This window comes from Streptomyces sp. NPDC004539 (assembly GCF_040610055.1).
GTDB lineage: Bacteria > Actinomycetota > Actinomycetes > Streptomycetales > Streptomycetaceae > Streptomyces.
Window position 1 is genome coordinate 186,465 of the sequence record NZ_JBEXLS010000019.1, and the last position, 23,255, is coordinate 209,719.

General features: G+C 71.3%; 13 protein-coding genes, 1 other RNA gene and 1 pseudogene. 7 read left to right on the forward strand and 8 right to left on the reverse strand.

The genetic code is table 11. From position 1 onward, the window contains the following. Positions 1–255: 255 nt before the first annotated feature. Both ABZX85_RS33325 and ABZX85_RS33330 read right to left on the reverse strand, forming a co-directional pair. Complete coding sequence (locus tag ABZX85_RS33325) at positions 256–6,258, reverse strand: hypothetical protein (protein ID WP_355876967.1); 6,003 nt, start codon at positions 6,256–6,258, stop codon at positions 256–258. Positions 6,259–6,319: 61 nt separating this feature from the next. After that, a complete protein-coding gene (locus tag ABZX85_RS33330) occupies positions 6,320–8,473 on the reverse strand; it encodes a hypothetical protein (RefSeq protein ID WP_355876970.1) in 2,154 nt (717 codons plus the stop codon). A gap of 402 nt (positions 8,474–8,875) precedes the next feature. On the opposite strand from ABZX85_RS33330, the gene ABZX85_RS33335 reads away from it, so the two are divergent. The 3 genes from ABZX85_RS33335 to ABZX85_RS33345 all read left to right on the forward strand — a co-directional run bounded on the left by ABZX85_RS33335 (position 8,876) and on the right by ABZX85_RS33345 (position 14,030). Next, entirely contained in the window at positions 8,876–12,157 is a 3,282-nt protein-coding gene (locus ABZX85_RS33335; RefSeq protein ID WP_355876973.1) for a S8 family serine peptidase, read from the forward strand. An 86-nt stretch (positions 12,158–12,243) separates the two neighbouring features. Then, positions 12,244–13,221 (forward strand): peptidoglycan-binding protein, encoded by a 978-nt coding sequence (locus tag ABZX85_RS33340; RefSeq protein WP_355876976.1) that lies wholly within the window; start codon positions 12,244–12,246, stop codon positions 13,219–13,221. After that, positions 13,218–14,030 (forward strand): DUF2690 domain-containing protein, encoded by an 813-nt coding sequence (locus ABZX85_RS33345; RefSeq protein WP_355876979.1) that lies wholly within the window; start codon positions 13,218–13,220, stop codon positions 14,028–14,030. The genes ABZX85_RS33340 and ABZX85_RS33345 overlap by 4 nt, the downstream gene beginning before the upstream one ends. A 35-nt stretch (positions 14,031–14,065) precedes the next feature. On the opposite strand, the gene ABZX85_RS33350 is transcribed toward ABZX85_RS33345, so the two are convergent. The 5 genes and pseudogenes from ABZX85_RS33350 to ABZX85_RS33370 all read right to left on the reverse strand — a co-directional run bounded on the left by ABZX85_RS33350 (position 14,066) and on the right by ABZX85_RS33370 (position 17,931). Further along, entirely contained in the window at positions 14,066–14,737 is a 672-nt protein-coding gene (locus ABZX85_RS33350; RefSeq protein ID WP_355876982.1) for a hypothetical protein, read from the reverse strand. A gap of 154 nt (positions 14,738–14,891) precedes the next feature. Next, positions 14,892–15,306, reverse strand: an RNA gene (gene rnpB / locus ABZX85_RS33355) — RNase P RNA component class A. A gap of 142 nt (positions 15,307–15,448) precedes the next feature. Further along, positions 15,449–16,297 (reverse strand): annotated as a pseudogene (locus tag ABZX85_RS33360) (EamA family transporter); the annotation flags it as partial. 10 nt (positions 16,298–16,307) lie between these two features. Further along, positions 16,308–17,141 (reverse strand): AraC family transcriptional regulator, encoded by an 834-nt coding sequence (locus ABZX85_RS33365; RefSeq protein WP_355876985.1) that lies wholly within the window; start codon positions 17,139–17,141, stop codon positions 16,308–16,310. A gap of 79 nt (positions 17,142–17,220) precedes the next feature. Then, positions 17,221–17,931 (reverse strand): TetR/AcrR family transcriptional regulator, encoded by a 711-nt coding sequence (locus ABZX85_RS33370; protein ID WP_355876988.1) that lies wholly within the window; start codon positions 17,929–17,931, stop codon positions 17,221–17,223. Between the two features lie 47 nt (positions 17,932–17,978). Here ABZX85_RS33370 and ABZX85_RS33375 point away from each other — a divergent pair, with 47 nt between their 5' ends. Genes ABZX85_RS33375 through ABZX85_RS33385 form a run of 3 tightly spaced genes read left to right on the forward strand, consistent with a single transcriptional unit; the run spans position 17,979 to position 20,975 of the window. Further along, entirely contained in the window at positions 17,979–19,562 is a 1,584-nt protein-coding gene (locus ABZX85_RS33375) for an FAD-dependent monooxygenase (RefSeq protein WP_355876991.1), read from the forward strand. Between the two features lie 34 nt (positions 19,563–19,596). Further along, positions 19,597–20,346, forward strand: a complete 750-nt coding sequence (locus tag ABZX85_RS33380; RefSeq protein ID WP_355876994.1) for a MerR family transcriptional regulator — start codon at positions 19,597–19,599, stop codon at positions 20,344–20,346. Further along, on the forward strand, positions 20,343–20,975 hold the full coding sequence (locus tag ABZX85_RS33385; RefSeq protein WP_355876996.1) for a hypothetical protein: 633 nt from the start codon (positions 20,343–20,345) through the stop codon (positions 20,973–20,975). The genes ABZX85_RS33380 and ABZX85_RS33385 overlap by 4 nt, the downstream gene beginning before the upstream one ends. On the opposite strand, the gene ABZX85_RS33390 is transcribed toward ABZX85_RS33385, so the two are convergent. Further along, positions 20,926–22,350, reverse strand: a complete 1,425-nt coding sequence (locus tag ABZX85_RS33390) for an RNB domain-containing ribonuclease (protein WP_355876999.1) — start codon at positions 22,348–22,350, stop codon at positions 20,926–20,928. The two genes, ABZX85_RS33385 and ABZX85_RS33390, sit on opposite strands and share 50 nt — an antisense overlap. A gap of 126 nt (positions 22,351–22,476) precedes the next feature. Between ABZX85_RS33390 and yaaA the strand changes: the two genes are divergently transcribed. After that, on the forward strand, positions 22,477–23,241 hold the full coding sequence (gene yaaA, locus ABZX85_RS33395; protein WP_355877002.1) for a peroxide stress protein YaaA: 765 nt from the start codon (positions 22,477–22,479) through the stop codon (positions 23,239–23,241). The last annotated feature ends 14 nt before the right edge of the window (positions 23,242–23,255 follow it).

The following is a 23,255-nucleotide window of genomic DNA, read 5'->3' on the forward strand; positions in this document are numbered from 1 at the left end:
AGGGAGAGCCGCTCCGTCCCCGCGACGCGATCTCCGAGATCCACAAAGCCAGGATGATCCAACCGGGCCGTGTCTCCAGCGATCCGAGACTCTGCCGGTCTGCGTGTCTGGATGATCGTGCTGATCGCGACGCTTCCGCCGAGGCGTTCGTCGTCCGTGATCGCAGCACCGTCGCAGGAAACGCGTACCTCTGCGAGTGACACCACCCTGCGAGGTGATGGGCCCGGCAACGTGCCGGGCCCATCACCTCGTTCGTCAGACGCTCAACCGGATGCACTGCCGAAGCATCGGCTCCAGCCGCAACTGCCCTTCCTGCCGGTCGAACACCTGTAGGGCATCGAGACACGCGAAGATCCAGCGAGCCTCTTCCTCGTCGTCCGTCTGACAGACAAGGGCGGTCAACACACCCTCGGTGTCGGCCGGTTCGTCGCCGATGCCCGAGTCGACCGCGTGATAGCCGGCCGCGAGGCCGGGGTCGGAGAGGACATCCGTCGCCCGGACGAACTCACGGGCCCACGAGCGGTCCGTGAGAAGGTCGGCGAGGCGTCGCAACACTTCCTCGGCGTCGCCGAGTTCGGCGTACAGACGGTGGGCGTGGTCGACGAGGAACGGCCAACCGCCCGTACGGTCGTAGAGCCGGTCATCGGTGCTGAACGCCTCCGTCCACTGGCGTCCGGCCCAGTCGCGCAGACCGCGGCGGTCGTGGCGACGCAGAACGACCGGTGCAGCCGAGGTGCGCTCCTCCCCCATGAGCAGGCTCCGCCACAGGGCGAGTTGGGCCGCGTCCGTCACAATCACCACAGCGCGGCTCACACCAGGGGTGTCGGGAAGTTGGGCCTCGGCCAGGTCGACAGCCAATCGGCAGGCTTCCTGCTTGACGGGTTCCTTGCCGACCTTGCTGTTCTCGTGCCAGGCCAGATCGTCGATGACCACACGACGCTCGCCGGGGTTCCCGCCCGTGAGCGCCTGTTTGAAGGCCGCGAGCCTGCCCACCGGAGGCAACACCCAGCCGTCGATACGTCCCGCAACCGTGTGCAGGGTGTGGCTCACCTCGGCGATCCCGGTGGCGGGCGTGCCGAGAACAACCCGCGTCTGGTTGGCGCGCTGCCCGAGGAGGTCGTCGAGCTGGGCGACGGTCAGGGGGGCGGGACGGCCGTCGGACAACTCGGGGCGGCTTGCCAGGACGAGGCTCTCCTTCAGCTCGCAGTCCTGTTCGGCTCTCATCAGACGGTCGTCGACCTTGTGCGAAGTACCGATCATTCGCAGCGCGTTGGGACCGCGCAGATGCCAGCCCTGACCGTCGTTGTTGGGGGCCAGCACTCCGAGGCCGACCATCTCCGAGAGATACGCGCGGAAGCCCTCGGTGTCGAGCTGCTGGAAGCCCGCACGCCAGTAGGTCTCGCACTCCTCACGCAGCTCGGCGTCACTGAGCCTGGTCTCCAAGCCGTGGTGGTGGGCCTGGTAGGCGAGGACGTTGGCGATCACGTCGTACCGGTGGTCGAGTGCCAGCGTGTCGTTGAAGGCCACCGAGATACGCTCCTTGAGCGCGGTGTCCGACTCCACGACCTCGACGTCGACGGCCTCCACGGCATACGGAGGTGCCTCGGCACCGCGCCGCCGCTTGCGGTGCATCACCTCGACCAGCCTGTGACCGAACATCTGGAGCAGGAACGGCTGGTACGAGCAGTGGCCCAGCACCCGGTTGACCAGATCCACGCTGGCGAACTCGAAGCCGAGCGCCCGCATCGGTTCGACAAGCAGATCGGCCGCGTGCTGTGGGGCCAGCGGGCCGATCACCGTAGGCGTCTGCGCGAGGTGCCCGAACGGCCCGTTGCTCGCGAGCTTGGAGAATCGCTGCACCGAGTGAAGGCCCGCGAAGACGACCTTGGCCCGGTCCTTGTTGTCGGAGCCGAGCCCCTTCAGCAGTTTCGTCTGTTCGAAGCGTGGGGCATCCGCCTCGAAGAACTGGTCGCACTCGTCGAGGAGGATCAGCAGTCCGCGCCGGGAGTCCTCGTCGAGCCAGGCTTTGATCCCGTCCCGTACCTGCGTCTGCGTGGAGTCCTTCTGCTGTTTGCGGCCTTTCGGCTTGTCCGCGAGCACCTGGGCCTGCGTCAGCACCCGGTTCAGCACGCTCCAGAACGCCTCGGGGCCGAGCGCGACGGCCTTGCCGATGTTCTCGTGGTCCAGGTTGACGTAGACCGACTGGTGGTAATCCGGACGCTGCTCCTTGAAACGCTCGCCGGCGTCGCTGAGCAGCGCCGACTTGCCGAGGCCGCGCCCGCCGAAGATGACCTGGGTGCCGCGTGGATCGAGAACGCTCCGGCGTTCGGCGTCCCGGCCGTAGAACATCTCCGCACCGATCTGGCCACGCTTCTCGCTGATGTACGGGTTGATACCGGAGAAGGGCAGCAGGATCTGCGTGGTCGTACCGGCCTGCCGGTTGCCGCGGGCCACGAGGTAGGCCAGGGCCGCGTCGTCGACGACCATGAGCGGCTGGAGGCCGTCGGAGCGGGCGGCGAGTTCCGCGCGGGCCTCCCGCCCGAGGACACCGAAGTGGACGACCAGCAGGGCAGCCCCACTGGGGTCCTTGGACGCGCGGCTCCTGACGACCTCGATGGGCGGACGTCCCCAGAGCACCAGCACCCGAAGGGTGCCCCCCTGTTCCTTGATCTGCGAACCGAACGCCGGGCTCTTGGCCCGCCCGTTGACCTCCACTTCGGTCGCGTCGTAGAAGTGGTACTCACGCCGGTCCGGGGACAAGTTCCCCTGGAGCAGCGCGTTCTTGGCGTCATACCCCAGCAACTTCAGGGCAGCCAGCACCTGTTGCCGCACGGGGGCGTTGTTGCGGTCCTTACGCTCGGCCGCTCCCACCTTCCGCCACTCGTCCATCGCGTCCGCCGCGAGGGCCGCCTCGTCGCTGGAGAGGTGCCCGTAGTCGAGAACGCCGAGGGTGGGGTGCCGCCCGCCGGAGCGGACCAGCGCCACGAGTTCCTCGTCGATCCCCGTGGGCAGACCGTCGGGCACGGCCGGGAAGAACTCGGTCAGATGGCACTCGCCGGCCTCGATCTCCGGGACGTCCTCGCCGATCTCCAGGAAGTAGACGAGGTCGGCGGCGGTCGCCAGCTGACCGGCGTCCAAGTGGCGCAGAACCTGGGCGCGTTTGCCGTGGTCGAGTCCGAGGGCGTCGAGCCGGGCCCGGATGCGGTCGGTCGCCTCCCGCCGGTGTTCGGGCAGACTGTCACGCACCGTGTCCAGCTCCCGCCGGACGTCGAGCAGGTCGGTGGGACCCGCGTCGTCGAGTCGGGCACGGACCACGTCCAGCAGTTCCTGCAACCGCAGGTCCTGGTCGTCCGTCACCGCGCTGTCGGCCTGGGCCCGGCGTAGTTCCGCGACAAGTTCGTCATGCCTGACCCGCAGCGCCGTACGCCGGTCGTTCTCCAGCCGGTCGATCTCGGCCGACGTCCGCGTCAAATCCTGGTTCGGTCCGGGAAGTTCGCCCCGGGCACCGAGCTCGACGATCACGCGGGCGGCCGTGAACGCGTCGTGCTCCAGCCGCTCGTCCAAGGCGTCCGCCCAGCTCCGGTCGACCGCCGTCAGGAGGAGGTCGAGAGCGGGTCGTTCCTGGGTCGTGTCACACACCTTCAGCAGCTCCACGTCGAGCGTGGTGTCCGGATCGACCTTGCTTCCGGTCCGGGCGAGTCCCTTGGCTCCGGAGAGCAGGTCGAAGAGCTCCCCCATCGCGCTGCCGGCCGCCACCGCGTCGGGCCGCTGCGCCATCCGCTCGAGTTCGCCCAGTACGGCGTCCCGTTGGGCCAGCAGCGACTTCCTCAGGGACGAGATCTCCTTGGCGACCCGGTCGACGTCCGAACGTTCGCCCCTGCGGACTTCGTCGACCGCCTGACACCACTCCTTGACCTGGATGACGACTCGCTCGACGAGGTGCACCAAGTCCTGGCGGCCGGCACCCTGGAGAGGCTTCCCGCTGGGCCCGCGGTACTTCTGGTCCATGCGGTCGATCTCCACGTTGACCTCGGGGAGCCCCGACAGCCGGTCCGCCTGCTGCCGGACGTCCGGCAGCATTTCACGGTCGTCCTGGGCGACGGCCGTGAGCAGCACGCCGAGCAGTCCGTCCTCGGGGACCAGCCACCGCTTGGCGATGGCGGTCGCCCGGTTGAACCGCAGCCTCTGCGGCGTGAGAAGGCCGGTGCACTGTGCCCTGAGGTCCCTCATCCGGGCCTCGGTCTCGGAAGCGTCGGCGATGACGTTCAGCGGGGAAGCGATCATGAGGGCACCGCTGAGCGCACGGTCCGCCACGGCCGTCGCCACATCTCCCAGCGCGTCCGGGAGCCGGGGCACCAACGCCTTCAACTGGGCGCCCGCCGTGTGGTCGCCGGTGACCAGAGCGACCCTCAACAACGCCGGCAGCAGGACGAGTTCGTTGCCCTCGACGTCGTGGCCCTCATGCGCGCTCTGTTGCTGGACGAGATCGACGACCGTCCGCGCCTGCTGACCGGCTCCGGAGACGAGTCCCGCCGCCGCGCCCGCCAGCCGCAAGGCCGTGACCCGAGCCTCCGAGTGCTGCGCGGCCCTCGCGATGTGCTGCGCGAGCCCGAAGCGGCGTTCCGCGATCAAACGGTCGAGCGTTCGCCGGGTCGAGGCCCTGGCTGCGGCGGTGGGGGTTTCGGCGAGGTCATCGGCCGACGAGAGGTCGCCGGACTCGGTGGACTTTTCGGCTGAGGTGGACTTGACCGACCGTGCGGGGTTGTCCTCGGGGCCGGGCTCGCCGGTGTCCGCCGACGGACCGGACGCGTCTGCCGGGGTGTGCTCGTCGGCTTTCGGCTTCTTCTTCGGGGCGGACGCGGAGGCCCGGCTCTCGGGCTCGTCCCTCAGCTGCTGGGGCACGGCGCTCGGCGCCTCGGTGGCCGCGGAGCCGACCGGTTCCGGGGCCTCGGTGGGGTCCGGTTCCGGTATGCGAGCGGTGAGCACCGCAGGAACAGTCGTCGCGGCCGCGGAATCCGCGGGGGCCGAGGAGTGAGCCGCACCGGACACAGGCACGTCCGGTGCGGAGGTGCCTTCCATGTCGCCGGCGTCAGGAAGTGTCAGTTCGTGTGCCATCACCGCGGCCATCGCGCACTCGGGCAGAGCGCTGACCACCTGCTTCTGGAGAGCAAGCCGCTCCTCGGCGGCTTCGGGCCGCTGACCGAGCCGGGCGAGTGCGGCCAGCGCGGCCAGCGCGGCGCTCTCCCGCAGTTCCGTCTCTCCCCACTCCGCTGTGGCGAGCAGTCGTACGGCGACGGTACGCACAGCTTCGGCAGCCGAGGCCACTGAGGTGTCCGGACGGCAGCGCAGGGACGACAGACACAGCAGCGTCTCCCTCGCCACGAGGGACTCCCGACGAGCGCTCGCGGCCCGCGTCAACTCCTCCAGGCGAAGAGGCTGTTCCTTGATGCCGTCCCTGGTGAACACAGCGTGGACACCGCCGAACACCGCCTTCAGCCCGGTCAACGGGGCGAGGTCGTCGTCCTGCGGTGGGCGTCCGTCGTCCACCGCTTCGACCACCCGCCGGGCCGCGCGCCCCGCAGCGGCGAGGCTGGACTTCAGCGCTTGGCACGCCTGCTCCGGGTCCATACCGGCCATGTCCACGACACCCGCCGCGTCCTCGGTCTTCGTCTGTTCCGTGTCGAAGGTGTCGGACCCGAACCCGGGGTTCGCCCCCGACACGGCCCGTGCGGCCACGAGTACATCGTCGAGTCCCGCCGTGTCCCACGCGAACCACTCCTGTTCACCCGCCCAGGAGACGATGTGGGCGTCCGCGACGGAGGCGTTGACCCAGGCGAGCACCGTTGCACGGAGCAGGGGACCGTGCCATCGGGTGAGCAGGGAATCGTCATCATCCCTGAAGGCGACCGCGCCCATCTCGTTCATCACGATCCGCGTGAGTCTGACCAGACCGTGGCGGCATTCGCGCTGCCGCGCGTCACGTCGCAGACGTACGAGAACGTCCCTGCACAGCGCGGCGCCAGCGGCACGACGCGGAGCCGTCATCCGGATGCCCAGGCGATCCAGCAGTTCCTGCCGTTCCTTGTACGGGAGAGAGTCGAAGGCTCGTTCCACCATGGGGACCGTCAGGTCGTCGAGGACTGCGGCGACCGGCGCCTGAAGTGCGTTGAGCGCTGAGGCCAGGGCCTCCAGCTCTCCGGTCGACACGCCATGCGGGGACAGCGGTGGCTCCGCGATGACGTGGTAGGGGTCGTGCATACGCGCATTCTCCGTTCGGTCGTACAGGAGGTCGTACGAGTGGTGGGGGCGCTCGTCGGGCTCAGTGGCCGCGGGTGTGCTGGGTGACGAACGTGTATCCCTCGGGCAGCTCCCAGCCGTCCGCCTTGCCGAGCCTGCGGCAGTGGTCACGGAAGGCGTCGCGCTGTGTCTGGCTGGCCAGGCGGCCCGGCAGCAGCCGGCGCAGATGGCCGGGGACATGCTGGAAACTCATCACCCGTCCGGTTCCGGGCCCCAGGTCGTCACCCCAGGGACGAGGGACGCGGAGGACTGCCGGGCGATAGGCGACGAGCGGGATCGTCCGTTGTCCGGTGCGTGCGGGGAAGTGTGGCTGACCGGCGGCGTCCCGGCTGCCGGTCTCCGATTCCAGAAGCAGTTCGGCGAGCAGGTCCAGCACCGCCTTCTCCAGTGCGGAGGACTGTGCCGGCGCCGGTCGACGACCGTACGCGGCGAAGGGCAGACCGACACGGTCGAGCACGGCATGACCGTCGACTGTGAGCAGTCCGCACCGCCGTACGGTACGCAGCACCAACTCGCGAGAGGTGAGTCCGACGGCACTGTCGCCGTGGCGATCGCTGCCGGGTGCGTCCTCTCTGGTGAGGACTCCGGGGTCATAGGTGTGCCCGATGACTCTGTCGCCGACCTGCAACCAGTGACCCAGGCTCGTCGTGACCAGCCGTAGGCGTCGGCTGCCGCGCGGCCAGTGGAGGTGGAGAATCAGACCTGGGAAGAAATCGGGAGGCCAGTCGACTCCGGTCAGCCGACCGGCGTTGTCGCCGAGCTCGGCGAGGACGGTCTGCTCGGTCACCTCAGCCCCGTGATCGAGTACGAGGGCGATCACAGCACTCGGCCCGAACACCGAGCTCAGTTCCTCGGCGGCGACCGGATGCAGCGGCAGACAGCCGTCGATCAGGTGAGCCAGCCGCAGCGGCACCCGCCACACGATCTCTCCGGCGTCGCTGCGCAGCAGCTCACTCGGCCCGAGCACAGCGTCGTCGGCCAGCGGAAGGTCGACGGGGAAGGACACCCCCTGGACGGTGGACGCCCATCCGTGACCGATCGGGGACAGGGGGTCCCCCATGCCTTCCACGTCGCTGGTCTGGTGGGAACGCCAGACGCCCCCGCTCTCGAAGGCGTCGTCGAGAGCGACCCTGGTGCCGTTGGCGAACAGGCCCTCTCTGCTGTCCTGGCGAATCATGTCGGCGAGCACCATGTTCGCGTGGCACACCGCCGACGCGTACCGCACCCCGCCGATCAGCTCTCCGGCGCCCGGCACCATCCGCAGCCTGGGCCCGACCGCCGTGTAGACCGTGGCCGGGGTGGTGCGTCCGTGGCGGCGGTGGCCTGGAGCGGCCGCACGGCGCAGTGCGGCCGCTAGCGACTTCAGGTCGTCCCCGCCCAACGCTCCGGAATCCCGCTGCCGGGCGGTGAGCGCCTTCTCGGTCATGGCGTACGGACCCCACATATGGAGCAGGTCGCTGGAGTGGAGAACGTCACGCACCATACGCAGAAGCGTGAGCAGGGCGGGGCGGAGCACTTCGTCCTGAGTGCCGCCCGCAAGGTCGGCCACGGACACAGGCACCACGGGGCTCAGGAGTTGCGCCCGCGCGGCGGTCAGCAAGTAGTCCGTGTAGCCGGACAGGTCGTCGCTCCGGGCGGTCTCCGGTGACGGATAGCAGGCGTCGACGACGATGTGCCCGTCCTCGTTGAGCCACCGCCGATGGCTGCGTAACCGCTGTAACTGAGCGGCCGTCAGACTGAGTCCGGAGCCGAAGGCATGCGGATCTGGTACCAGCAGCTCCCGCCTGCGCGCGGTCGTCCCCTCCTTGCCGGGCCCCTCCGCGCCGGCCGGCGCCCCGGACACCCACCCCGGTACGTCCCCCGTCCCGCTCACGTCCGGATGAGCGCCCTCCTTGTACACGATCTCCGCGTACAGCGGATCGGCTCCGGTGACGACCCGAACCATGGCTCCCACAGGCAACGCCGGTGCCCGCTCCCCAAGTTCCACCACAGGGAAGTCGTCCAGCCGCAGCGGGCTGCGCCCGTACCCCTCGCCGTCGAGGTCGTACCCGAAGTACACGGCGTTGAAGGCGACCGCCACGTGTACAGGCGCAGCCCGCGCCGCGACGACCGCTTCCAGATACCGCAGCAGCCGCTGCCGCTCCTCTACAGGAACGGCACCACCTTCCGCCAGCATCGCCGGAGTCAACAGCGCATCTTCGCCGTACGGTTCCGGTACCTCGTCGTTTCTTGGATGTTCCCCACCCATGGCACCTCCATCACATCGCGGGCCTCCCCAGCCCACGCGCAACGTGTGGCACAGACTATGCCTGTTCTTGGCCGCCCCACTGCGTTTTCTTAACCTTCGCCGGAAAAGAGTGGCCTCACACCAATGGCGACTGAGCAGACTCGTAGAAAAAGAGGTCAAGCATCCCGTGATGGCTCTTTGCCGTCCCTTGAAGAAAACACCCCGCCCGGGGAACCCTCGTCACCACCTGGCACTCTTGCGATCCGAATGGATATTCGTAGGCGGACCTTGGGGGGTACTTTGCCTCGGCAGTCTCGGCAGTGGGGAAGAGCCAGTCTCGCACTGGTGTCGGTGACGGCGTTGACGGGGGTGGCGTTGGGGACGCCGTCCCAGGCGGCGTCGAACGCGGGCGGCTCGGCGGTGTCCGGTGGCTCCGGCAGTTCCGGTGGCTCCCTCGGGTTCGGTGGGGAGAAGCGGGTCACGCTGATCACCGGGGACCGGGTCGTCGTGGACGGCGAGGGACGGGTGCGCGCGGTGGAGCGGGCCGAGGGGCGGGAGGGGGTGCCGTTCCAGATACGTGAGATCAAGGGGCGCACCCTGGTCGTCCCGGCCGACGCCGCCGCGATGATCGCCGCCGGGAAGGTGGACCGACGGCTCTTCGACATCGCGGAGTTGAGCAAGCCGGCCCAGCGCGGCGGGCTGAACGTCATCGTCTCCTACCAGGGCAAGGCCCCGACGGCACGGGCGGACGTCCGCGACGCCGCGACCGTACGGCGCAGCCTCAAGTCCCTCGACGCGGAAGCCGTGTTGACGGACCGTCAGGAGCCGGGGAAGCTCTGGGACGCGGTGACCGACGGGAACCGTACCACCAAGGGTGTCGCCAACGTCTGGCTGGACGGCGTGCGCACGGCGAGCCTCGACAAGTCGGTCCCGCAGATCGGCGCACCGGCGGTGTGGGCGTCCGGCTACACCGGCAAGGGCGTGAAGATCGCCGTACTGGACACGGGAGTCGACGCCACCCACCCGGACCTGAAGGGCCAGGTCTCGGCGTCCAAGAACTTCTCCCCCTCCCCCGACGCCCGCGACCGCCAGGGCCACGGCACGCATGTCGCGTCGACGGCGGCGGGCACCGGCGCGAAGTCGAACGGCAAGTACAAGGGCGTCGCCCCGGGCGCAACGATCCTCAACGGCAAGGTACTTGGGGACGACGGCTCGGGATACGAGTCCGGCATCCTGGCCGGCATGGAGTGGGCCGCCGCGCAGGGCGCCGACATCGTCAACCTCAGCCTCGGCGGCACGGACACCCCGGACGTCGACCCGCTCGAAGAGGCCGTGAACCGGCTCTCGGAGCAGAAGAACATCCTGTTCGCGATCGCCGCGGGCAACGAGGGCGAGGACGGCGAGGAGACCGTCGGCTCCCCGGGCAGCGCGGCCAACGCCCTCACCGTCGGCGCGGTCGACGGCGCCGACAAGCTCGCGAAGTTCTCCAGCCGGGGCCCGACGGCCGACGGCTCGGTCAAGCCCGACGTGACGGCCCCCGGCGTGGACATCACCGCCGCCTCGGCCCCCGGCAGCGCCATCGCCCGCGAGGTCGGCGAGAGCCCCGCCGGGTACCTGACGATCTCGGGTACGTCGATGGCGACCCCGCATGTCGCGGGCGCCGCCGCACTCCTCAAGCAGCAGCACCCGGACTGGAGTTGGGCGGATCTCAAGTCCGCGCTGATGGGTTCGGCGAAGCCCGGGGCGGGCCTGACCCCGAACCAGCAGGGCAGCGGCCGGATCGCCGTCGACCTGGCCGCGAAGCAGACGGTCCTGGCCGACACCCCGGCGCTGAACTTCGGCGTCCAGCAGTGGCCGCACACCGACGACACCCCGGTCACCAGGAAGCTCACGTACCGCAACTCCGGTGCCGCGGACGTGGTGTTGAAGCTGACGGGGTCGGCCGTCGGCCCGAACTCCCGTACCGCTCCTGCCGGTTTCCTCACCCTGGGCGCCTCCGAGGTGACCGTCCCGGCGGGCGGCTCGGCCTCGGTCGACGTCACGCTCGACACCCGGCTCGGCGGCACCCTCGACGGCACCTGGTCGGGCAACGTCGTCGCGAACGGCGGTGGCCAGAACGTCCGTTCGACACTGAGCGTGCTGCGCGAGGTCCAGTCGTACGACGTCACCGTCACCTACGTGAACCGGGCCGGGCAGTCGCCGGTCCACCTCACCTCGCTCTCCGGGTACTCCGGGCTGGGTGACGCGCGCGAGTACGCGTCCCAATCGACCGCGAACACCGTCAAGTTGAGGGTCCGCAAGGGCAAGTACCTGCTGGACTCGCTGAGCGCGAAGAGCCTCACCTCCGAGGCGGGCGGCGTCGACTGGGTCGTCCAGCCGGTGCTCGACGTCAGCAAGGACACCGCCGTCACGCTCGACCTGACGAAGACGAAGGCGTCCGACATCACCGTCCCCGACAAGACCGCGAAGCAGGTCCAGGGGAGCGTGTCCTACGCCTACGACGCCGGGTTCGCCGACGTCGGCATGGACGTCTCCTCGCTCGCCAACCTCCGTATGGCGCACGTCGGTCCGGCGGTGGCGAGCGGGCTCTCGCAGACCTGGTTCGGACAGTGGCAGAAGGGCGCGGGCGCCGAGTACGACATCCTCACCTCGCGGAAGGTGACCCGGGTCGGCGCGCTCACCAAGCACTACAAGGCAACCGAACTCGCCACCGTCCGCGCGGGGCTGGGCAGTTCGTCGAAGAACCGGACGGGCGCGGTGGGCCTCTTCGGTGAACTGGCCTCCGACGGCTTCGGCACGAACAGCCCGCAGCCCCAACGCCTCCCCGGCACACGCACGTTGTACCTCTCCACCGGCGAGGGGGCCCGCTGGACCCTCTTCTACGGCCAGTTCGCCCCGAAGCCCGACGCGGCGGGGGACCCGGTCATCGAGGCCGAGTACGCCGTCGACGACAGCCGCGCCTACGCCGCGGGCAAGACGTACGCCGAGACCTTCAACACCCCGGTCGCGGCTCCGCGCGTGAACGGCGGCGACTTCGGCATCTCCCGCCAGGGGAACGAGATCTACGGCTCGCTGCCGCTGTTCGCCGACGGAGCCGGCCACGCGGGCACGTCCCTCTACGGCTCGGCCACGACCACGCTCTACCGCAACGGCAAGAAGGTCGGCTCCCACGACGACCCACTGCTGGGGCTGAAGGCGTTCACGGTCCCGGCGGCCAACGCGTCGTACCGGCTGACCACTTCGGTGACCCGGCCGGCCTCTCTCTTCCCGACCTCCACCCGGATCGACGCGTCCTGGACCTTCTCCTCCAAGTCCGCGCCGCAGGGTGCCCGGCTGCCGTCCTCGGCGCTGCGCATCCCCGCGCCGACCGACCTCGCGGGCCTCGCGCCCGCCGGCCGCAAGGTCACCGTCCCGGTGACCGTCCTCGGCTCCGCCGCCGGGAAGAACCTCAAGTCCCTTGCCGTGTCCGTCTCCTACGACGGCAAGAAGTGGACCAAGGTCTCGGTCGTCAAGGGGAAGATCACGTACAAGAACCCCGCGCGCGGCAAGGCGGTCTCCTTCAGGTACACGATCACGGACAAGAAGGGGAACGTGTCGAGCGTGTCGATCTGGAACGCGTATCTGGGCAAGTAACGGCCCATATCAGCACCCTGTCGCCGTCCCCGGCTACGCTCGACGGCCGGACCATGGGGAACGTCCTGTGAAGGGATGAGGCGGGGATGGCACGGTGGAAGGAACTGCCCGGGGAACTCGACCCTGTCGTGGTCGAGTTCGTCGGGCAGTTGCGTCAGCTGAAGGACAACAGCGGGCTGAGCCTGAACCGGCTCGCCACGCGGACCGGTTACAGCGTGTCCTCCTGGGAGCGGTACCTGAACGCCCGCCTGCTGCCGCCCCCGGCGGCGGTGGAGGCGCTCGCGGGGGTGGCGGGGGTCTCGGGGGTCGACGGGGCGCGGTTGTCGGCGTTGCGGGGGGCTGCGGGGGATCGGTGGGGGCGGGGGCGAGGGGAGGGGCGTGCGGGCGGGGGGCGTACGGGGGAGGGGTTTGGGGCCGAGGGGCGTGCGGACGGGGAGGAGGCTGGCGCACTCGCGGCGCCCCTTGCGGACAGGGAGGGGGCCGGCGCACTCGCGGCGCCCCTTGCGGTCGCCCTGACGGCCTCTCCCCCGTCCTCCCCCGCAGCCGCGCCTTCGGACAACACCTCCTCCGACACACGTCCGGTCGCCCCCTCGAACGCCCCTGCGGAGTCGGGCGCATCCGCCCCGCACGGCCTCGAACTACCCTCGGCACGAGGACCGGTGACGCGCCGCCGCCTGTATCTCACCGCCGCCGCAGCCGCCTTGACGGGAGCGGCGATCGCCACGGCCGTGACGGCGGCGATCGACAGCGGCACGGCAGACGACTCCCCCCACGCGACGACCGTCGCCCAACCCATCGACTACGCCTGCCAGTTCGTCCGCAAGGCCGGCGCCTGGTACGCCGGGGAGAGCGCCACCAGCACCGACCTGCTCGAAGTCGACATGTCGGGCCCGGAGGTCGCCGAACTCCAGTGCCTGCTCCAGCACGCCGGCATCTCCCCGGGCGGCGTGGACGGCAACTTCGGTCCGCTGACGGAGTCCGCGGTCATCGCCGCGCAGAAGCGGTACCACCTCGACGTCGACGGCCAGGTCGGGCCGCACACGTGGGCGGCGTTGCGCGGATGACCGGGACACCACCGGAGTGCGAGCGCCTCGCCGCCCACCTCCGCACCCTCCGCGACCGCCACCGCCTCACCCTGTCGACGCTGGCCGCGGAGTCCTCGTACAGCAGGTCCTCCTGGCAGCGCTGGCTGACCGGACGCTCCGTACCCCCCTGGGCCGCCGTCCAGTCACTGTCCCGGCTGACAGGCGAACCGGAGCCGCAGGCAAGGGCGTTGTGGGAGCTGGCGGAGACCGCGTGGAGCCGGCGGACGGCCACCTGCACGGTTCCGGCGGCGGCGAACACCCCCGAGCGGGAGCACTCCACTCCGGAGAACTCCCCCACGGCTCCAACACCCGTACGCCGCAACCGAATCACCGCGGGCATAGCCGCCTTCACCACCGCACTGGCCCTGTCCGCCACCGCCCTCCTCACCGGGGCGACCCAGTCCCACTCCCACGACTCCCCGGCCTCCCCCGTCGGCTGCACAGGCACCGCCTGCAACGGCAAAGACCCGGGCCCCGTACTCTGCGGCCTCACCCCCAAAACCCTCCTCCACACCCAAACCCCCACCGGAATCGGCCTGGAGATCCGCTACAACCCCCTCTGCCGAGCCGCCTGGGCCCGCGTCTGGAACGCCCCCGCGGGCACCACCCTCACCTTCACCGTCCCCGGCCAGCCCACCCAACACGTCACCGTCACCCACGCCCCCGACACAGACCCCTTCATCTACACGGGCCTGGCCGCCCTGCTCGGCCCCGGCCCCGACATCAGCGCCTGCGTGACCCCACCCTCGAAAACCCCGGCCACCTGTTACACGGCACACCGGCCATGAGTTCGCCGCGCGGGGCGATGTCCGTGCCCGAGCGGCTACCAGTGCGTCAGGTCGAAGACCTGTGAGCAGTACGGGTCCACGGCGTCCGAGGGGTTGTACCGGAGCTGGTCGTCGGCGACGAGCGAGGGCAGGGCGGCGGCCAGGCCGGTGACGCCCACGCTCACGGCCCCCTCCCCGTCGCTCAGGGACACATCCAGACCGACCACACCGGTCAGCCCTTCGCCGGCGACGTACAGACGCGCACTGTCCCGGTCGAGCAGGAGAAACCCCGACAGCCCCAGCTCCTCGCCACGTTCACCACCTCCCGACGGGACGATCCCGGCGGCTGCGGCCTGGAGGGCGTCGGTGAGATCGAACACCGGCTCACCGACGTCCAAGGGCACAACGGGAATGCCGTGCCCGTCCCGCCCCTCCACTGCCCCCAGGTCGCCGAACATCTGCCGCACAGCCCGGCGCAGCACCGCCACCAACACGAACGGCGGACGATGGTCCCCCTGCCGGTCCAGCAACGGCAGGTCGTACGCCACCGAAGTCCCGATGTCCCGACCGTCCCAAACAACAACCCGCCCCACCCCTCCCCGCCCCGGAACAGGCACAACACCCCGCACCACGGGCCCCCCACCCAGCGGCACCGCCGTGAACCGGAGCATCTCCCGAACCAGCCCGCCCCGCAGCCGCGCCAGCCCCACGTCATCCCAACGCTGCACCACCACCGACTCCTCAATCCCCTCCGGTCCCTTCTACCAGGGGCTTCGCCGCCCATATTGCCCGCCGGTCTGCGGGGTCAGTGCGGAAGCGGGGTGGCCTTGAAGGCGGGTCGGGTGCCGATCAGGCCATGAGGCCGAGGCAGAAGCCTGAAGGCAGACGAGCCGGGCCGTACGCCGGGTTCTGTTTCCTCGGGGTCCTCGCGGGCCCCGGGGCGACGGCCATCCATCTAGGGCCGACGTTGCCGTCGGCCTCGTGCGGTCTACCCGCGGACTCGGGCGGGCAGCCCTCGAACGTCCGCGCAGAGCCGCGCCTCTTTCGAAGCGGCGGCTCCTTTTGACCTTGCTCCGGGTGGGGTTTACCTAGCTGCCCAGGTCACCCTGGGCACTGGTGGTCTCTTACACCACCGTTTCACCCTTACCCGGCGCCGAAGCGCCGGGCGGTCTGTTTTCTGTGGCACTGTCCCGCGGGTCACCCCGGGTGGCCGTTAGCCATCACCCTGCCCTGTGGAGCCCGGACGTTCCTCGGGGGCTCCCCTAGGGGGAGTCCACGCGGCCGTCCGCCCGGCTCGTCTGCCGTGTCGACCATGTTACCGGGCGTGCGTCGCGCTTCGGTCCCGGAGAGTCCGAGGGGCCGGATTCCAGGTCCGAGCCCACGCCCGTGCCTACGCCCACGCCCGCGCCTTCATCCGCACCCGAGCCCGAGCCCCCGCCGGAGGCCGTCGCCAGGACCGAGCCCGCCAGGATCAGCGTGAACGCCACCCCGACCCCCACCGTCAGCTTCTCGTCGAGGAAGAGCGCCCCCGCCGCCACCGCGACCGCCGGGTTGACGTACGTGATGACCGTGGACCGCGTCGGCCCGACCTCCTTGATCAGCTCCAGGAACGCGACGAACGCGATCGCCGTGCAGATCACGCCGAGCCCCGCGAGGGAGGCGAGGACGGTCGCCGAGGGCATCTCGGAGGGCCAGGTCGCCGCCGCGAAGGGCGCGTAGACGAGGGCGGCGAAGGCGAGGCAGGCGGCGGTGAGGTGGAGGGACGGGACGTCCTTGAGGTGGCGGGCGGCGATCAGGGGCGCCGTCGCGTAGCCGACGACCGTCACCAGCACCTCCGCGAGCGAGCGCGCGTCCCCGCCGGTCAGATGCGGGACGGTGAGGACGCCGACGCCGGCCAGGCCCAGCGCGAGGCCGGCGACCCGCCGTATCCCGAGCTGTTCCGCGTCCCCGAAGAAGCGGGCGAGGACGACGCCGACGATCGGGACGCCCGCGATCAGCAGGCCCGCCGTCGAGCTGGAGAGATGGCGCTCGGCGTCGGTGAGGGTGAACCAGGGGCCGACGATCTCGATGCACGCGAACGCCAGCATCGGCAGCCAGTGGGCGCGCACCACACGCGGGAGGCCGCCCTGCCGGAGCGCGAAGGGCAGCAGGAGGGCCGCGCCGAGGGCACAGCGCGTGAACACCACCATGGTCGGGGAGAGGTCCTCCACCGCCACCTTGATCATCAGATAGGGGATGCCCCAGACCACTCCCATCAGGGAGAACAGGAACCAGCCGCGTGCAGTCATGGACCGAGTCTCAGCCCCCTCCCCCGCCGCCGTCTTGAACGCTGTTGCGGTACGCCGCCGGGGTGACCCCGAGGACGCGCCGGAACCAGCGCGTGAGGTGCGCCTGGTCCGCGAACCCGACGAGGGCGGCGGCCTCGGCGGGGCGCAGCCCGGCGTCCAGCAGCCCCCGCGCGCGGTGCACCCGGTGCTGGGCGAGCCAGGCGTACGGCGGCAGCCCCATCGTCGTACGGAATGCTCGTAGCAACTGATACCGGGACAGCCCCAGGTCGGCGGCGAGTGTGGACAGGGCCGGGGGTTCCAGGAGTTCGTCGGCGAGCCGGTCGCGGACCGCGCGGGCGAGCGCCGCGGCTCCGGGGAGGCGGTCGTCCGTCGGGCGGGCGGTGGAGTGGCGGCGGGCCAGGGCCGTGAGCAGCCAGGGGACGGTGGACTCGGTCTCCAGCGGGTCCGGGTGGGCGCTGAGGGTGACATGCGTGCGGCGCAGGGCCTCGGCGAGCTCCGGGTCGTGGATCAGCGGCTCCCGGAAGTGCGGTACGCCGCCGAGAGTGCCCTCCCTGAGGAGGCCCGGTTCGGCGTAGACGGCCCGGTAGGCGTAGCCGTCGGTGGCATTGCCCGGTCCCCCGGTGTGCGTCTCCCCGGGGGCCAGTACGACGATCGTCCCGGGCCCGGTGCGGATGTGCCCGCCCCGGTAGGCGATCACCTCGGAGCCGCCGACGCACACCCCGACCGTGAACTCCTCGTGCGCGTGCGGCGCGTAGACGTGTTTCTCGAACCGCGCGGTCAGCAGGTCGAGTTGTGGACCGCCGTCACCGAGCCGTGCTCTGGTCCATGTCGCTCGCTCACCCATGTGACGCCCCCGTTCTCTGCTGCGGCAACTCCTGGGTCGCGTTCTCGTATTCCGGGTGGTGGTTCCTGATCTGTACCGGTCAGCTCTCCAGGTCTGCCCCCGGGACTGTCTCCGGGTGCGCCTCTGTGACGGCCCCCAGGGCCGCTTCCAGCGCCGTGAACGCGCTGGTCAGGCGCGCGCGGTGGTCGTCGGTCACGGCGGAGGCGGGTTCGCCGGCCATGAGGCGCCGCGCGGAGGCGACGTAGACCGTGCGGTACGCGGCGATCGTGAGGGCGGCGGCGAGGCGGGGGTCGGGGTATTCGGGGGCGGTCTCGGCGAGGGTCGCGGCCAGGGCCGTCTCCAGTTCCTCGACGCCTTCGCGCGCGCGGGCGCGCAGGGCCGGGGAGTCGACGACGACCTGCCAGAAGGAGGGGAAGTCGTCGTCCACGGCGGAGAGGGGGTGGTGGGCCTCCAGGAGCGACACGGCCAGGTCGTGCAGGGCCGCGAGGGGGGTGCGGTCCGGGGCGCGGTGGCGGACGGCCTCGGTGAAGGTCTCCACCGCTTCGGGGATGCGGTCGAGGAAGAGGTCCTCCTTGCGCGGGAAGTAGTTGAAGACCGTCATCGCCGAGACGTCGGCGGCGCGGGCCACCTCCGCGACCGTCACCTCGTCGAAGCCGCGGGCCACGAACAGGCCCGTCGCCACGTCGGAGATCCGCTGCCGCGTCGCTCGCTTCTTCCGCTCGCGCAGGGACAGTTCGACCGTCCGCTCCAGCCTCGTCCGCCCGTCCTCGGCGGGATTCTTGGATTCCATGCAAAAAACTATAGCGGAAACAAACTTTTAGTGGCTACAGTGTTGGCATGACGGATTTCGAGGTGGTGATCGCCGGAGCCGGTCCGACCGGCCTGCTGCTGGCCTGCGAGCTACGGCTCGGGGGCGTGGCGGTCCTGGTCGCGGAGCGCCTGGAGGAGGTGGACGAGACGATCAAGGCGATGTCGGTCAACTCCCCCTCCGCCGTGGCCCTGTACCGACGCGGCTTCCTCCCCACGCTCGCCGCGGTCCAGGAGCGGGCGATGGCCGGCTTCCGGCGCTTCCGCGAGGAGCGGGGCGAGGATCTGGTCCCGCCGCCCAGATTCGCCGGTCACTTCGCGGGCATCCCCCTCGACGCCGCCCACTTCGACCTCACCGACCCCGCCTGGGCGGACACCGGCCGCGCGGAGGAGGTCGGGCTGATCCCGCAGGCCGAGCTGGAACGCGTCCTGGCCGAGCGGGCGCGGGAGCTGGGAGCCGAGGTGCGCAGAGGGGTGGAGGTGACGGGGTTCGAGGAGGGCGGGGACGACGAAGGGGTGTCGGTCCGCCTGACGCAGACGGCCACCGGCGAGTCCCGTACCGTCCGCGCCGGCTGGCTCGTCGGCTGCGACGGCGGGCGCAGCACGGTCCGCAAACTCGCCGGTTTCGACTTCCCCGGCACACCCCCGGAGATCACGGGCTACCAGGCGGTGGCCGACATGACGGGCACGGAGACCCTGGCCACCGGCTGGAACACGACGGCGACGGGTACGTACGCGCACGGCCCGATGCCGGGCCGGATTCTCACGGTCGAGTTCGACGGCCCCCCGGCCGACCGCACGGCGCCGATCACGGCCGAGGAACTCCAGGGCGCCATCCGCCGGGTGACCGGTGTCGAGGTGACGGTGGAGAAGGTGCGTACGGTGACCCGGTTCACCGACAACTGCCGCCAGGCGAGCGACTACCGCAAGGGCCGCGTCATCCTCGCGGGCGACGCGGCGCACGTCCACTCCCCCTTCGGCGGCCAGGGCCTCAACCTCGGCATCGGGGACGCGGTGAACCTCGGCTGGAAGCTCGCGGCGGTCGTACGCGGCTGGGCCCCGCCAGCCCTCCTCGACTCGTACACGGCGGAACGGCACCCGATCGGAGCCTGGGTCCTGGACTGGACGCGCGCACAGATCGCCCTGATGCGCCCGGAGTCCCACGCGCGAGCCCTGCGCGAGGTCTTCACCGACCTCACCCGCACCACGGACGGCACGACGTACCTGGTCAAGAAGATCTCCGGCATCTGGCAGCGGTACGACCTCCCCGGCGACCACCCCCTGGTCGGCACGAGCGCCCCCGACCTGGAGCTGGCCGACGGCACCCGCCTCGCCGACCGTCTGCACGACGCGCGCGGCCTCCTCCTCGACCTCACCGACGACCCGAAGCTGCGCGCCCGCGCGGAGGGCCACGGCGACCGGATCACCGTCGTCACCACCACCTGCCCCGACCGCCCCGGCCTCGCGGCCCTGCTGGTCCGGCCCGACGGGTTCACGGCGTGGGCGGCGGACACGAAGGGGACGGCGGCCGGGGAACCGCTGGAGGCCGCCTTGGAGCGCTGGTTCGGAGTACCGGACGGCTCCGGAAGGGGGACCCCCCATGACCACCCTTGACCTTGCCGCGACGTCAACGTCTGTACTGATGGGCATGAGGATCGGAGAACTCGCGGAGACCGTCGGCGTCACCACCCGGGCCGTACGCCACTACCACCACCTGGGCCTGCTCCCGGAGCCGGACCGCCTCTCGAACGGCTATCGGGACTACACCCTCCGACACGCGGTCGCCCTGGCGAGAATCCGCCGGCTGACCGAGCTGGGCGTGGGCCTGGGGGAGGTGCGGGACGTCCTGGCGGACGACGCCGGGAAGGACCTCACCGAGGTCCTCGAAGAGCTGGACGAGGACCTGGCCCGGCAGGAGACGGCGATCCGGGAGAGACGGGCCCGGCTGCGGGTCCTCCTGGAGGCGGGCGAGCTGTCGCCCGAGGGCCCCGTCTCCCCGGAGCTGGCGGAGCTGTTCGCGCGGACCTCCGCCGGGCTCACCGACTCCCCGATGGCCGCGAAGGACCGCGAACTGCTGGCCCTGATCGAGACGGCGGCACCCCCGGAGGCCAGGGAACGGCTGCTGGCGGCGGTGGGGTCGGTCGCGGAGTCCCCGGAGACCATCGCGCGGGCGAACGAGGCGTACGCCCTGCTCGACGCGCTGGCCGAGGTCACCGCGGACGACCCGCGCGTGGAGGCCGCCGCGCACCGGCTCGCCGAGTGCGTGCCGCCGGGCCTGCTGCCCGAAGGGCCGACCGAGCCCGACAGCACGTTCCTGCGCGCCTTCTACGCCGACTTCCCGCCCGGTCAGGCGGCGGCGATCCGGCGGGCGCTGGAGATCCTGGGGGTGGAGACATGAGCGTCGTCCGGACGCTGGCCCGGCATCAGGGCCGGATGTGGGCCGACCTCGCGCGGTGGGCGGGGCGGCGGCGCACCGGCGAGGGCCGGCGGCTGGCGTACATGCGGGGGCAGGGGTCGACGACCGCGGCGATCGTGTTCGTGTGCGTGATCGAGACGGTCGGGATGGCCGCCCTGCTCTGGGAGTACCCCGTCGTGCACTGGGCGGTGTTCGCGCTCGACGTCTACACCCTCGCCCTGGTCCTCGGACTGCACGCCTCCTGCGTGGTCCGGCCGCATCTCCTGGAGGCGGACGCGCTGCGGGTCCGCTACGCCGGGCAGGTCGACCTCCGTCTCCCCCACGACCGAATAGCCGGCGTCCGCCGCGAGACCCGGTTCTCCCACGCCGAGGCGGACGGCGAGCTGAACCTGGCGGTCGGCGGACAGACCTCCGTCACGCTGGAGCTGACGGACCCGGTGGTCCACCGAGGGCTGCTGGGGCGGGCCCGGGAGGTGCGGGTGGTGCGGTTCCACGCGGACGACGCCGACGGTGTCGTCCAGGAGATCGAGCGGGAGATCGAGCGGGAGGTCGGACAGGTGGTCAGGCGGGTGCGAAGCGGACCGTGCGTGTCGCAGGGTCGGCTCGGGTGAGGCGGACGCGGAGGTGTTCGCCGAGAGGAAGGTGATCGCCGTCGATACGGCCGACGACAGCGGGGGACTCCAGATGGACGGTGCCGTGGTGGTTCTCCAGGTCGATGACGCAGGCGTCGAAGGTCTCGCCGACATGCCCGGCGAGGACGGCGGCCTCGACGATGTCCACGCAGGCCCGCTCCACGGCGTTCGACCGGTGACCGCCCTCCGCCATCCGCTCCGGGAGCGCGTCCAGGGCGGCGAGGACCCACTCCGGCGGCGGCTCCCCGGCCACCGCCGCGAGGCACAGCTCGGTGGCGTAGCGGTCGGCGAGGCGGCGGAGGGGGGCCGTGCAGTGGGCGTACGGAGCGGCGACGGCCGCGTGGGTGGTGAGGTCGGGCAGGGTGCCGTCCCGGAAGACGGTGTAGCCGGCGCCGCGCAGGAGGCTCGTGCACTCCTGGAGGAAGGCCGCGTGGCGGGGGTCGCGCGGATCGAGGGAGCGGATGAGGAGGGAGTACGGGACATGGTGGGGCCAGTCGATGCGGAGCGCCTGGGCGACCCTGCGCAGACGGCCGACGGCGCCGTCCGGGGCGACCGGGAGGGTGCGGAGGACTCCCGTGCCGTACGACAGCATCAGGTCGGCCGCCGCCATGCCGGTCAGCAGGGAGAGCTGGGCGTTCCAGCCGTCCGCCGGGAGGGGCGCGCGGTACGTCAGCTCGTACGTGTCGTCGCGCTCCACGATCTCCTGTTCCGGGACGTTCAGGGAGATCCCGCCGCGCTCGGCCTCCAGGCGTTCCCGCAGCTCACCGATGGTCTTGAGCAGGGCGAGGGGCTCCTCCGCGGTGCCGGTGTCGAGCTGCTTCTGGACGCCGGCGTAGTCGAGCCGGGCGCGGCTGCGGACGAGGGCGCGGCGGACGTCCACCGAGGTCGTCCGGCCGTCCGGGTCCAGGTCGATCGTCCAGAGCGCGGCCGGGCGGGTCCGGTCCGGGAGGAGGCTGGCCGCGCCCTCGCCGAGGACGTTCGGGTGCAGGGGGACCCTGGTGTCCGGGAAGTACAGGGTCGTCACCCTGCGGTGGGTCTCCGCGTCGAGCGCGCCGCCCGGGGTGACGAACGCGGCAACGTCGGCGATCGCGTAGTGGACGCGGTAGCCGGTGCCCTGCCGGGACAGGTGCAGGGCCTGGTCCAGGTCGGTCGAGCCCGGTGGGTCGATCGTCAGGAAGGGGATGTCCGTCGCGTCGTGCGCCGGCAGGGTGGGGTGCTTCGCGGCCTCGTCCGCCTCCGCGAGGACCTCCGGCGGGAAGGCGTCCGGGATTCCCAGTTCGGTACGCAGGGCTGCGAGGGCGGCCCGGAGGGGGGCTTCGGGGGCGCCGGTCACGTGAATGGGGCGGCGGGGCATGGGTCGAGCGTAGGGCGGGGCGGGGGGTGGGGCATGTGCAGGGGGTGAGGGGGTGGCGTGGCAGGAGTCCGGTCGTGGCGTGGTGGCCGCTTACGCTGGGGGGAGTTGTCGTTAAGGAGAGCGTTCGTGCTTGTGCTGCTTCCGCCGTCCGAAGGCAAGGCTTCCTCTGGGACGGGGGCGCCGGTGAAGGTGGAGGCGTTGTCGCTTCCGGGGTTGCGGGAGGCCCGGGAGGCGGTCCTGCGGGAACTCGTCGAACTGTGCGCGGGCGACGAGGAGAAGGCCCGCGAGGTGCTGGGGCTCAGCGAGGGGCTCCGGGGAGAGGTCGCGAAGAACGCCGACCTGCCGAACGCGGGGGCCCGGCCCGCCGGGGAGATCTACACCGGGGTGCTGTACGACGCGCTCGGGCTCGCGACCCTCGACGCGGACGCCGCCGCCCGCGCCGGGCGTTCGCTGCTCATCTTCTCCGGGCTGTGGGGGGCCGTCCGGGTCACCGACCGGATTCCGTCGTACCGGTGCTCGATGGGCGTGAAGCTGCCGGGGGTCGGGGCGCTCGGGGCGTACTGGCGGGGGGCGATGGCCGGGGTGCTGCCGGAGGCGGCCGGGGAGGGGCTCGTGCTCGATCTGCGGTCGTCCGCGTACGCCGGGGCGTGGAAGCCGAAGGGGGAGGTCGCGGGGCGGACGGCGACGGTCCGGGTGCTGCACGCGCCGACCCGGAAGGTCGTCAGCCACTTCAACAAGGCGACGAAGGGGCGGATCGTACGGAGCCTGCTGCTGTCGGGGGCGGAGCCCGCGGGGCCGGAGGAACTCGTGGAGGTGCTGCGGGGGTTGGGGTACGTGGTGGAGGTCGCGGGGGTGGGCAAGCTGGACGTGCTGGTGGACGAGGTGCACTGAGCGGGAGGGGCCGG